Origin of the sequence: Mesorhizobium sp. Root102 (assembly GCF_001425625.1) — a bacterium.
Classification (GTDB): Bacteria; Pseudomonadota; Alphaproteobacteria; order Rhizobiales; family Rhizobiaceae; genus Mesorhizobium.
This window is the reverse complement of record NZ_LMCP01000045.1, coordinates 175,339-186,880: the sequence shown is the minus strand read 5'-3', so window position 1 is coordinate 186,880 and position 11,542 is coordinate 175,339. Positions and strand designations below refer to the sequence as shown.

The following is an 11,542-nucleotide window of genomic DNA, read 5'->3' as shown; positions in this document are numbered from 1 at the left end:
TTGCCGGTAGCACGAAAGTGACAGCAAATTAATGCGACATCCCGGCGAAGGCATGGTAACCGCCCGCTTCAAGACCGACATGCAACCGGCAACGCAACATTCAAGTCTGGACGCGTTCCTTGAACCGCACCATCCCGCTCATACTGGCGGTCGCCCTTTTCATGGAAAACATGGATTCGACCGTCATCGCGACATCACTGCCGGCGATCGCAATCGACATCCATACCAGCCCGATCGCGCTCAAGCTGGCGCTGACTGCCTATCTGGTATCGCTGGCGATCTTCATTCCGATCAGCGGCTGGATGGCCGACCGTTTCGGCGCCAAGAATGTCTTTCGTGCCGCGATCGCGGTCTTCATCGTCGGCTCGATCGCCTGCGCGCTCTCCGGTTCGCTGCCGGCTTTCGTGGTGTCGCGCTTCCTGCAAGGCATTGGCGGCGCCATGATGACACCGGTCGGGCGGCTGGTGCTGGTGCGCGCGACACCGAAAAGCGAACTCGTCGCGGCAATGTCCTGGCTGACCGTTCCGGCTCTGGTCGGGCCGTTGGTCGGGCCGCCGGTGGGCGGCTTCATCACCACCTATTTCACCTGGCATTGGATCTTCCTGATCAATGTGCCGATCGGCGTGGTCGGCATCTGGCTGGCGACGCGTTTCCTGCCGGAGACCGAACCCTCGCAGACGCCGCCACTTGATTTCATCGGCTTCGTGCTGAGCGGGCTGGCGGCATCCGGGGTGGTGTTCGGCCTGTCGGTGGTCAGCTTGCCCTATCTGCCGCCAATCGTGGGTGTCATCACCGTAGCGGTTGGCCTGCTGTCGGGCGCGCTCTATCTGCTGCATGCACGCCGCGCCAAAAACCCGCTGCTGGCGCTCGAACTGTTCCGCAACCAGGTGTTCCGCTCCTCGGTACTCGGCGGCTCGCTGTTTCGCATCGGCATCGGCGCCGTGCCCTTCCTGCTGCCGCTGATGTTCCAGATCGGCTTTGGGCTGACGCCATTCCAGTCCGGCATGATCACCTTCGTCTCGGCGATCGGCGCCATCGGCATGAAATTCGTCACCGCACTGATCTTCCGCGTCGCTGGCTTCCGCCGCGTGCTGGTTGTCGGTTCGCTGGTCGCCGCGGCCTCGATCGCCATCTACGGCCTGTTCACACCCGACACACCCTATCTGCTGATGCTGGCCATGCTGCTCGTCGGCGGCTTCATCCGCTCGATGTTCTTCACCGGGGTCAATGCGCTCGCCTATGCCGAGGTTTCGGCTGAAGACACCAGCAAGGCGACGCCGATTACAGCCGTGTTCCAGCAGTTGTCGGTCGCGCTCGGCGTGGCGGTGGCCGGCGGCATCCTGGAAGTGTCCACGAGCTTGAATGACAGGTCACTGACGCTGGCGGATTTCCACACCGCGTTCTTCGTCGTTGCGGTGATATCCGCCGCCGCGTCCCTGTCCTTCATGCGGCTGGCGCCCGACGCCGGCAGCGCCGTCTCCGGACATGGCCGATTGATCACGCCCAAGACGTTGGAAGCGGTAAGCCCGCCGGGCAATTGATGCGGCTTAGCCTTCGCCGTCGTCCGGCCCTTCGTTATCGCCTCGGGCGCTCAAGTCCTTCGTAATGTCCGATGGACTTTCCGATTCGCCCTTGGGCGGCTCTCGCCCCTTAAAATCCTTGGCCAGGAGATAAAGCTCGACCGATTCATCGCGCGACGCCGGCGGCTTGACGTGATGGACGGAACGGAAGTTGCGCTTGAGCAGGGAGAGCAATTCATTTTCGGCGCCGCCCTGGAAGGTCTTGGCCAGGAAATGCCCGCCCGGCTTCAGCACCGACAGCGCGAAGTCGGCCGCCACCTCGCACAGATGCATGGTGCGGATATGGTCGGTCCGCTTGTGGCCGGTGGTCGGGGCCGCCATGTCCGACAGCACGATATCGGGATCCCCGCCCAGCGCCTCGGCCAGCTTTTGTGGCGCCAGCGGATCGAGGAAATCCATCAACAGCACCGGCGCGCCGGGCACGGCGTCCATCTCCAGATAATCGATGCCGATGACATGCGGCTTGTCGGCCGTCGATTTCGTGCGCGCGGCCGCGACCTGGCACCAGCCGCCGGGAGCCGCGCCGAGGTCGATCACCTTCATGCCGGGCTTCAACAGATGGTGCTTGTCGTCGATCTCGATCAGCTTGTAGGCCGCGCGCGAGCGATAGCCATCAGCCTTGGAGCGCTGGACATAGGGATCGTTGATGTGGCGCTGCAGCCAGCGGCGCGACGATTCCTTCAGCCCGCTCTTCTTCTTGATCCGCGTCTTCAGAACGCGAATGCTGGCGGATCCTGGTTTTCCCGGTTTCTTGGTCATTGCTTATTTCTTCGGTTCGGGCTCACGCTCTGCCACGCCCATCGTTGCGCCAGACGCCGTCATCGGCCATCAGCTCGCTCAATATGCCTTCGCGCAGACCCCGGTCGGCGACGCGCAGCCGCTCCGACGGCCATACCGCGCGGATCGCTTCGAGGATAGCACAGCCGGCCAGCACCAGATCGGCACGATCGGCACCGATGCAAGGATTGGCGCAGCGCTGCTGGAAATCCCAGCCGACCAGTTTTTCGACCATGCGGTCGACGCTGTCGCGGTCCATCCACAGCCCGTCGACACGGCGGCGGTCGTAGCGATCGAGGTCGAGGTGAACACCGGCCAGCGTCGTCACCGTTCCGGACGTGCCCAGCAGATGGAAATTCGGGCTCGCCTTGAGGTGGCTCAGCCGATCGCGGCCGTCGAAGCCGGCCAGCCGGCCGGCGACATCGTCGACCATGGCGGCGAAGATCTCGCGCGTCACCGTGCGGCCGCCGAAACGCTCGGCCAGCGAGACGACCCCGACCGGCAGCGAGGTCCACGACACGATGTGATTGGCGAGCCTTGGCGAGCGGCGGCCGGCGAGATCGATCAGTGCGATTTCGGAGGAGCCGCCGCCGATGTCGAACAGCACGACGCCTTGCGTATCACGCTCGACCAGAGAGCCGCAGCCGGACACCGCCAGCCGCGCCTCGGTCTGGCGATCGATGATCTCTAGCTTCAGGCCGGCCTCGCGCTCGACGCGGTCGAGGAATTCGACGCCGTTGTCGGCCGTGCGGCAGGCTTCGGTGGCGATCAGCCGGGCTTTTCGGATCTTGCGGGTGCGCAGCTTGTCGCCGCAGATCTTCAGCGCCTCGACCGCGCGGTCCATCGCCGGCTGGCCGAGCCGGCCATTGGCGGTGAGCCCCTCGCCCAGCCGGACGATGCGCGAAAAGGCGTCGATGACGCGGAACTGGCCATGCCGCGTCGGCACGGCAACCAGCAGCCGGCAATTGTTGGTGCCGAGGTCAAGCGCCGCAAACACGGGAAGCTCGTGCACCGGTGGGCGCCGGGTGCCCTGTTCGGGCCGGGTCACTACAGCGGCGGACGAGGCCACCGATTCCGCCGGCCTGTGCGCCTCCGCCGCCGGGGCGCCGGTCTTGCCTGGCGCCGGCGCTCGATTCTCCGGGGGACGCGCTTCGTCGCGCGCAAAAACCTTGCGCCCGCGCCTCCGCTTGCGCCGCTTCTTGGGCTTGCCCTTCTGGGGCGCGTCGCCCGCCTGCGCATCGGCGAAACGGGGCTCCGTCGGGCGGCGTTGCTGCCAGCTGGCGGTTCCCGGGCCAGATGGCCCCTGGGAAGCGCTGGACACGCCCACCGCCGGCGCGCCGGCGCCGGTGTCGTGGTCTTCCACTGTCGTTCCTTCCGGCGCCGCGCGAACCGATGATGGACGCAGCAGGCGCTTCAGTGTTTTAAGTTGCCGCCAGACTAACAGTGCCGCGCCCGATCACCAAGAGCCGCGTGCCGAATTTTGCCGGCTGGCCGCGCGAACCGCCGTTCCGGCAGCATTGCGTAATGTATCCGCAAGCCTGGATTGGTAGGCGCAACACCTTCCTGAGTCCTCTCGGCCGCTTGCAGCACGGACAAAGCCTGCCGGTTGCCACCGCGAAAAACCTTCGCGGTTGAATAGCCGGCTTCAATGAGGCATTTCTGAAATGGGCGGGAGTAGCCGGCGGTAGCCGGCCTCCTCCCATCACCAACAGAAAAGGAAGCGGATCCGCAACGCATGGCAATCAGGCAATGAACTGGAGACGCTATTTCTGGCCGGTCGTCGGCATAGCGGCGGTGATCTTCTCGCTGCTGCTGCTCTGGCACGAACTGCGCGGCATTTCGCTCGACGATGTCTGGGACGGCATCACTGCTATCCCTGCCCGCGGCTGGATTCTCGCGGCCGTGAGTTCGGTCATCGCCTATGCCTCGCTCGCCGGCTACGACCACATCGCGCTCCTGCACATCGGCAAGAAAGTGTCGTGGTTGTTCGTCACGCTCTGCTCCTTCACCACCTATGCGCTGTCGCACAACATCGGCGGTTCGGTGTTTTCCGGCGCCGTAATCCGATACCGCGCCTATGGCACCAGGGGCCTGACCGGCCAGGATGTTGGAGTGCTGGTGGCTGTCTGCTGGATCACCTTCGTGCTGTCGACGATTCTCGCCTCCGGCCTCGTGCTGGTGTTCGAGCCTGAGATCATCGACCGCTTTTCGGGAATTGCGCATCATGGCCTGTCGGCGGCGGCCGGCATCGCCATGCTGCTGCTCGTCGCCGCTTACATATTCGGCAGCTGGCTGCATCTGCGCCCACTGAAGATCGCCGGCTTTCAGCTGCACTATCCGGCGCTGCCGATCGTCGCACGGCAATTGCTGATTGGCCCGATCGAACTGCTGGCGGCTGCCGCGATCATCTTCTTTGCCCTGCCAGAAGCTCACAATCCCGGCTATTTCGTCGTGCTCGGCGTCTTCCTCGTCTCTTTTTCGATCGCGCAGATCTCGCACGCGCCGGGCGGGCTCGGCGTGTTCGAGGTCGTGTTCCTGGCCGGCCTTTCGGACATGGACCCGGTCGGCGTGCTGGCGGCGCTGCTGGTGTTCAGGCTGTTCTACCTCATCATCCCGCTGATTCTGGGCCTGGGGGTGGTGCTGTTCTTCGAACGCTCGCAGTTCAGCCGAACGGAGGGTTGAGGTGAGATTGGCCTCGAGGCGCTGCGCAGCGTTTGAAACGTGACGCCTGAACCCGGCAGACAAAAGGTTGCAATTGAACTGCCGGGCAGGCTTGACTATTTTCCGCTGGCGGCTACAAGGCAGCGCTCACAGCGGCTTGCCCGCTCGGCCCGCACGGTTCATGACCGCGCCTGCTGGGGAATAGGTTAACGGTAGACCCACGGACTCTGACTCCGTTAGTCCTGGTTCGAATCCAGGTTCCCCAGCCAAATCTCATTTCTCAGGTCGACCCTAACTTTTGCCGTAAGTTTCCTAATTCTGAACGGAGTCGATGCCCAGCGGCTTGGAGTGATTTGACCAATCCTTCGGCTTCGTTCTCTTCGATAACCAGGACTGTGCGTTGCGGCTGCTTTGATCGGAACGCAAGTGTCCTTAACACGAGCAACCAACCCCCTTGTTGGTCAAGTGCAATTTTGCCGACACCGTGGCACAACGACGTACGCAGGCTCTCATGGGCACGAAAGGCCGACAATGCTGCTGCGGATGACTTGCCTTCCGAAGCGAAAGCTCCGGTGGGTCCGATCAAAGTTGCCAACTCCTCAAATCGCTGGCCGACCAGATGAGGCAGTTTCACGACGGTGCCCCGATCCGATACACTCGCCAGCACCAAAAGCGTCTCGCTAACGGCTGCTTCGCTTCGAGCAAATATGTTGAGACAGTGTCCACGCCATGCGTTTGCGGCCGTGAGAGCACCGGGCCAGCCCGCGTTATCGACAGCAGGGATAGGGGGCGTTTTGACATCCATGTGGGGACCAATGATAACGGCAGAACCTTACCAACACGTTGGCCGTGAACCTAGCGGGTAGCCTCCTTGCTTAGAAGGTTTTCGGATGAGCTTTGGTGGATGACGATGCAAAACGCTCCGGCTCCGGCCCCTGGGCCGCCCATCGCCAACCTGGCTCCCGGCATCACCTGGGTGCGCGTGCTACCGCCTTGCATATCAATGGCAACCCGCGCATCACTTTGGGCTGATTGAGGCAGGCGAGATTCCCGGAGCGAAAGCGATTGTTGGCCGCCTGTGGGTGCCACTGGCTAAGCTTCGTCAAAGGTTCCTGCACGAGGCCGCGCAATGCCCACCGATAGCCAGTACATTCTCGAAAGGATCAAGCAGGGTTGCGTGATGCTTACCGACGACGAATTCTTTATCGACAGGCTGGTGAAGTATTTCGGCAACGGGCGGATCCGATGGCACGTCGAATTCCGCGGGCATCGCGTCGAGCTGACGACAGGCCAGCTCAAGAAGCAGCCTACCTTCCGCCGGAAGATACTTGAACAGGCTGGTGTGTTGCCGCCCCAGCGTGCCGGGGCCAACTACAGGCGATGGGCACTCGATCTGAGGAAGAATGCCATCGAGCTTCCCTGGCGGGATAGGCCGGTTGATGTCGATTTCGCCATCGACGGGCTCACCAGCCATGGGGATGAGCGCTGGACGGTCGAATATAAAGGCAAGGCAATCAAATTCACGACGACCAAGCTCCGCAGGCAAGTTAGTTTCCGCAAACGCATGCTGGCCAAGGCCAAGGTGCTGCCGCCCCGGTTGGACCCGGTTGCCTATCGGAAATGGGTGGACTGGCTCATTCAAAACGCCGCCGAAGCCGCCCCGCAGGCCGGCGATGCCTTGATGACGGAGAAAAGTTGGCTAGACGACCTGCCAGAGCTAGCCGGCTGGCAAAACGGAGACAGTCCGACATCCTAAAGCGCGTCGCTTTTGAACGGATTCAGAGGACGCGCTTTAGGTCTTTGTCTTTATGCATGTCGTTCTCCCAAAACCGGAGCCACTTTTGGGCGACATGCATTAGTTGCCCGCGCGATTCCCGCGCCCGCGTAGCCCTCAGCCCAGCCATTTCTCGTAGTCGGACACCAGCAGGTGCACGGGGGCGACATCCTCGTCGATGTTGGAGAAGCGGCCGATCGGTTCGCGAAAGACATTGTCGGTGAGATCGTCATTGACGGTCGACACCTCGCCGATCAGCACATCCTTGCCCTCGGCCCAGAAGGCGTGCCAGACGCCGGGCAAAAGCGTGACGCTCTGGCCCGGGTCGAGTTTCAACAGCCCGCCCGCCGGCAGCCTGTGGATGGTTCCGTCGACCGGCACCGACACCTCGGCCTTGGGATCGATGCCGCCGTCGCGATCGTGCATGAACAGTTCCAGCACCAGCTTGCCGCCACCGCGGTTGATGATGTCCTCGGCCTTGATGTTGTGACGGTGCATCGGCGACAGCTGGTCCTTGCGCGAGATCATGATCTTCTCGGCATAGAGCATGCCCATGCCCTTCTTCATGTCCTCGTAGCGGCCGTTGCGAACGGTGAACAGGAACAGGCCGAGATCCTTGAATTTCTCCTGGCCGTAATCGGTGATGTCCCAGCCGAGCCGGGAGGTAAACACGGCCGCGGAGTCGGCCTGGCGCGCCTTCGCTTCCTCGGGCGACCAGTAGGCGAAGGGCGGCATGATGTAGCCGAACGAGCGGATGAAAGCGTCGGCTTCGCGGATGATGTCGTTGATTGCGGAGCGTTTCATGATCATGATCCCTTCATATGGATTTGTCTGGCAAATCGCATAGCTGAACGTCGATACGGTGTCGATCCGTCTTGCCGCTCCGCCCGGCCTTGCGACAACAGATCCGCTCCGCTGGCCGCGTGACATCACCCTCTTTCAGCGCCATAACCCCTGCGGATTTCCACAGAGTGACAGATGATGCCGACCGTCCATGACCTCGATACGCCATCGATCCTGATCGACGCCGCGCGCGCCGAAGCCAACATTGCCCGCGCCCAGGCCCATGCCGACAAGAACGGGCTGAAGCTGCGGCCGCATATCAAGACGCACAAACTGCCCTACTGGGCGAAGAAGCAGGTCGCGGCCGGCGCCGTCGGCATCACCTGCCAGAAGATCGGCGAGGCCGAGGTGATGGCCGACGCCGGGCTGACCGACATTTTCCTTCCCTACAACATCCTTGGGCGCGCCAAGCTGGAGCGGCTTCTGGCGCTGCACCGCCGTGTGACGCTGTCGGTTACAGCTGACAGCAGGGAGACGCTCGAAGGGCTGGCCGCCACCTTCACCGATGCCGGCCATCGTCTGCCAGTGCTGGTCGAATGCGACACCGGCATGGGCCGCTGCGGCGTGCAGACGGCTGACGAAGCGGTTGCGCTGGCAAGAAAGATCGACAAAGCCGGTGGCCTCGCCTTTGGCGGGCTGATGACCTACCCGGCCGCCGGCCGCGCCGCCGAGGCCGAAGCCTGGCTCGCCAGCGCCAAGCAGGCGCTGGCCGCGTCCGGGCTTGCCTGCGAACGCATCTCCAGCGGCGGCACGCCGGATATGTGGCGCTCGAGCGAGGCATCTGTTGTCACGGAGTATCGCCCCGGCACCTACATCTATCTCGACCGCTATCAGGTCGCCAAAGGCGTCGGCACTCTCGACGACTGCGCACTGACGGTGCTGTCGACGGTGGTCAGCCACCCGACGCCGGCGCGCGCCATCCTCGATGCCGGTAGCAAGGCGCTGTCCAGCGACACGCTCGGGCTCGCGGATTTCGGGGAGTTGCTTGGTGTTCCGGGCGCGCGGGTGACGGGCTTGAGCGAGGAGCACGGCACCGTCACGCTTTCAGGCGACGGCAAGTTGCGCATCGGAGAGCGCGTGCGCGTCGTGCCCGATCATTGCTGCGTCGTCACCAACCTGTTCAACGAGGTCAATCTGATCGACGGCGACAAGGTGCTGGAAACCCTGCCTGTGGCGGCGCGCGGCCGGATGGCCTGACAAGTTTCGGCAGGCAATAGAGTTTTGAGCTAAGCCGGCTGCCGCTCCGCCTGCCGTGCCGCGACGCGGCGCATGGCGATGACGCGGCGGCGGCGGATTTCGGTGCGCATCGCCATCAGGTGCAGCGCGAAGAACAGCATTGTGAAGCCGAGCGCCATCACCAGCAGCGGCCATAGCAGGCTGGAATCGATGGTCGAGCCGCCCATGCGGAACACCGAAGCCGGCTGGTGCAGCGTGTTCCACCAGTCGACAGAGAATTTGATGATCGGGATGTTGATGAAGCCGACCAGCGTCATGATGGCGGCGGCCCAGGCGGCGCGGCCGGCATCGTCAAGCGCGCGGGTCAGCGCGATGATGCCGAGATACATCAGGAACAGCACGAAGACCGAGGTCAGCCGTGCATCCCAGACCCACCAGGTGCCCCACATCGGCTTGCCCCAGATAGAGCCGGTGATCAGCGCCAGCGCGGTGAAGACGGCGCCGATGGGCGCGGCGGATTTCAGCGCGACGTCGGCCAAGGGATGCCGCCAGACAAGCGTGCCCAGCGCGGAGATTGCCATCAACGTGTAGCACATCATGGCGAGCCAGGCGAAAGGCACGTGGATGTACATGATGCGGACGGTGATGCCTTGCTGGAAATCCTCAGGCGCGGCAAAGCTCATATAGAGCCCGACGGCGAGGATGAGTGCGGCGATGGACGCCAGCCACGGCACGAGCCTGTCGGCCAGCCCGACGAAGCGCGTCGGGTTGGCAAGATCCATCCAGCCGGTCAGGCGTGAAGTCGTGTCGCTCATGCGGCTCTACATAGACCGCCGGTGCGTTTGGGGCAATCGAGCGGTGGTGTCGCAGGTCTCTTGCCTTCGCCCCTTGTAGGGAGAAGGCAGAGACGCCCCTGATCAGGCAGCCGCTTCCTGCTGTTGCTGCACGGTGCGGCTGAGGCGGCGAACCTCCTCGTCGTTGAGCAGGCCGCCGGCGCGCAGCAGGCTGGCGAAGCGGCCGTTGCGCAGCGACAGTTCGGCGAAGCCACCCATTTCGACCACCCTGCCCTTGTCCATGAACACGACCAGATCGGCGTCGCGGACGGTGGTCAGGCGGTGGGCGATGATGAAGGTGGTGCGGTCGCGCCGCAATTCGTCGATCGCGTCCTTGACGCGGTCCTCGGTCTCGACGTCGAGCGCGCTGGTCGCCTCGTCGAGGACCAGGATCGGGGCATCCTTCAGCACGGCGCGCGCGATGGCGATGCGCTGACGCTCGCCACCCGACAGCTGGCCGCCACGTTCGCCGACCACCGTGTCGTAGCCATTGCTCTTGGACAGGATGAAGTCCCGCGCCGCGGCCGCGTCGGCGGCGGCATGGATCTCGTCGTTGGTCGCATCGGCGCGGCCGACGCGGATGTTGTCCTCGATCGAGCGGTTGAGCAGTCCGGCATCCTGGAACACGGTGGCGATCGAATGACGCAGCGACTTGCGTGTCACGGTGCGGGTGTCGACGCCGTCGATCAGGATACGGCCATGGGACGGCGAGAAGACACGCTGCAGCAGGTTGATGAGCGTGGTCTTGCCGGCGCCTGTCGGGCCGACGATGGCAACGGTCTGACCGGCCTGGACTTCGAACGACACGTCGTCGATGCCCTGACCCGAATTGGCGAATTCGAAGCCGACATTCTCGAAGCGGACATGGCCGGTGACATTGGCGAGATCGCGCAAGCCATCCGGCTCGGCGGAGTCGGCCGCGGAGTCCTCGAGTTGGTAGAAATCCTCAAGCTTGGCGCGCGCCTCGGAAATCTGGTTGGCGAAAGCCGACATCTGGTCGAGGCGGGCGATCAGCATCGTGGCAAAACCCGTGAAGGCAATGACATCGCCGATACGCAACTGACCGTGAGTCACGAGGTAGGAGCCGATCGACAACACGATCAGCATCGAGATTGCCGATGACAGACGGTGCAAGGCATTGGCCAGCGCCCACCAGTCGAGCACAGGGTTCTGCGCGTCGAGCAGGTTCTTGACGTAGCGGCGCAGCGTATCGGCCTCGAGGCCGAGGCGATTGTAGCTCTGCAGCACCGCAACGTTGCTGACCGAGTCGGTCACATGCGCGAACACCTTGTGGTAGTGACGCTCGACCGCGGCCTGGCCCGCCTTGGTGCGGCGCATGACCATTCGACCGATGCCGACATAGAGCAGTCCGAGGCCAAGCAGCACCAGCGACATGCGCAGGTCCATGCTGATCGCGGTTGGGACCAGCAATACGAGGGCTACAGCCGTAGACAGATGCTGGCGCATGAATTCAAGCCAAAGGCTGAACAGGGTTTCGACGGCGCGCAGCATCGTGTGCAACGCATTGGAGGTGCCGTGCTGGTGGTGCCAGGCGAGCGGCATGGTGATCACGCGCTCGAAGGACTGGCACAGAACTTCGCTGCGCCGCGCATGGGCAAAGCGGTCAGCGCCGCGCGCCACCATGACGAAAGCAACGATGTTGAAGGCGCCGAGACCGGCCCACATGACCAGCGTGGTGAAGACAGAGCCGCGCTCGGAGATCGCACCGATGACGCGACCGAACATAATCGGCTCGAGAAGCGCTACGATGGCGAGAGCCACGTTGGCCGAACAGATCAACGCGACGCGTTTCCTGTCCGCGGCCAGATAGCCGAGAGCTCGCCAGTAGATTTGCAGAAGGGTCACCCCAGTTACTCCGCCACGCTGTTTATTGTGCA

9 protein-coding genes and 1 tRNA gene are annotated in these 11,542 nt (G+C 63.5%); 5 read left to right on the top strand and 5 right to left on the bottom strand.

The window, feature by feature from the left end:
- Nucleotides 1–119 precede the first annotated feature (119 nt).
- Nucleotides 120–1,541: an MFS transporter gene (locus tag ASD12_RS27180; RefSeq protein WP_056593945.1), complete on the top strand. Its 1,422-nt coding sequence runs from the start codon at nucleotides 120–122 to the stop codon at nucleotides 1,539–1,541.
- Nucleotides 1,542–1,547: 6 nt separating this feature from the next.
- Here the strand turns inward: ASD12_RS27180 and ASD12_RS27175 are convergent, their stop codons facing one another.
- Both ASD12_RS27175 and ASD12_RS27170 read right to left on the bottom strand, forming a co-directional pair.
- On the bottom strand, nucleotides 1,548–2,339 hold the full coding sequence (locus ASD12_RS27175) for an RlmE family RNA methyltransferase (RefSeq protein WP_056593942.1): 792 nt from the start codon (nucleotides 2,337–2,339) through the stop codon (nucleotides 1,548–1,550).
- A gap of 22 nt (nucleotides 2,340–2,361) precedes the next feature.
- Nucleotides 2,362–3,720: a Ppx/GppA phosphatase family protein gene (locus tag ASD12_RS27170; RefSeq protein ID WP_056593939.1), complete on the bottom strand. Its 1,359-nt coding sequence runs from the start codon at nucleotides 3,718–3,720 to the stop codon at nucleotides 2,362–2,364.
- A gap of 386 nt (nucleotides 3,721–4,106) precedes the next feature.
- Here ASD12_RS27170 and ASD12_RS27165 point away from each other — a divergent pair, with 386 nt between their 5' ends.
- From ASD12_RS27165 to ASD12_RS27155, 3 genes are all read left to right on the top strand, one after another.
- Nucleotides 4,107–5,039 (top strand): lysylphosphatidylglycerol synthase domain-containing protein, encoded by a 933-nt coding sequence (locus ASD12_RS27165; protein WP_056593935.1) that lies wholly within the window; start codon nucleotides 4,107–4,109, stop codon nucleotides 5,037–5,039.
- Nucleotides 5,040–5,213: 174 nt separating this feature from the next.
- Nucleotides 5,214–5,287: transfer RNA gene (locus ASD12_RS27160), tRNA-Gln, on the top strand.
- An 860-nt stretch (nucleotides 5,288–6,147) separates the two neighbouring features.
- Nucleotides 6,148–6,774: a hypothetical protein gene (locus ASD12_RS27155; RefSeq protein ID WP_056593932.1), complete on the top strand. Its 627-nt coding sequence runs from the start codon at nucleotides 6,148–6,150 to the stop codon at nucleotides 6,772–6,774.
- Between the two features lie 135 nt (nucleotides 6,775–6,909).
- On the opposite strand, the gene ASD12_RS27150 is transcribed toward ASD12_RS27155, so the two are convergent.
- Nucleotides 6,910–7,596 (bottom strand): D-lyxose/D-mannose family sugar isomerase, encoded by a 687-nt coding sequence (locus tag ASD12_RS27150; protein WP_056594528.1) that lies wholly within the window; start codon nucleotides 7,594–7,596, stop codon nucleotides 6,910–6,912.
- 177 nt (nucleotides 7,597–7,773) lie between these two features.
- On the opposite strand from ASD12_RS27150, the gene ASD12_RS27145 reads away from it, so the two are divergent.
- Nucleotides 7,774–8,832: a D-TA family PLP-dependent enzyme gene (locus tag ASD12_RS27145; RefSeq protein WP_056594524.1), complete on the top strand. Its 1,059-nt coding sequence runs from the start codon at nucleotides 7,774–7,776 to the stop codon at nucleotides 8,830–8,832.
- Between the two features lie 29 nt (nucleotides 8,833–8,861).
- On the opposite strand, the gene ASD12_RS27140 is transcribed toward ASD12_RS27145, so the two are convergent.
- Nucleotides 8,862–9,626: a heme ABC transporter permease gene (locus tag ASD12_RS27140; RefSeq protein WP_056593929.1), complete on the bottom strand. Its 765-nt coding sequence runs from the start codon at nucleotides 9,624–9,626 to the stop codon at nucleotides 8,862–8,864.
- A 102-nt stretch (nucleotides 9,627–9,728) separates the two neighbouring features.
- Complete coding sequence (locus ASD12_RS27135; RefSeq protein ID WP_056593925.1) at nucleotides 9,729–11,510, bottom strand: glucan ABC transporter ATP-binding protein/ permease; 1,782 nt, start codon at nucleotides 11,508–11,510, stop codon at nucleotides 9,729–9,731.
- Nucleotides 11,511–11,542: the final 32 nt, after the last annotated feature.

Bases quoted from the DNA above. Each gene is read 5' to 3' on its own strand.
- ASD12_RS27145 (WP_056594524.1), top strand. From the start codon at position 7,774: ATGCCGACCGTCCATGACCTCGATACGCCATCGATCCTGATCGACGCC.
- ASD12_RS27150 (WP_056594528.1), bottom strand. From the start codon at position 7,596: ATGAAACGCTCCGCAATCAACGACATCATCCGCGAAGCCGACGCTTTC.
- ASD12_RS27175 (WP_056593942.1), bottom strand. From the start codon at position 2,339: ATGACCAAGAAACCGGGAAAACCAGGATCCGCCAGCATTCGCGTTCTG.
- ASD12_RS27165 (WP_056593935.1), top strand. From the start codon at position 4,107: ATGAACTGGAGACGCTATTTCTGGCCGGTCGTCGGCATAGCGGCGGTG.
- ASD12_RS27140 (WP_056593929.1), bottom strand. From the start codon at position 9,626: ATGAGCGACACGACTTCACGCCTGACCGGCTGGATGGATCTTGCCAAC.
- ASD12_RS27155 (WP_056593932.1), top strand. From the start codon at position 6,148: ATGCCCACCGATAGCCAGTACATTCTCGAAAGGATCAAGCAGGGTTGC.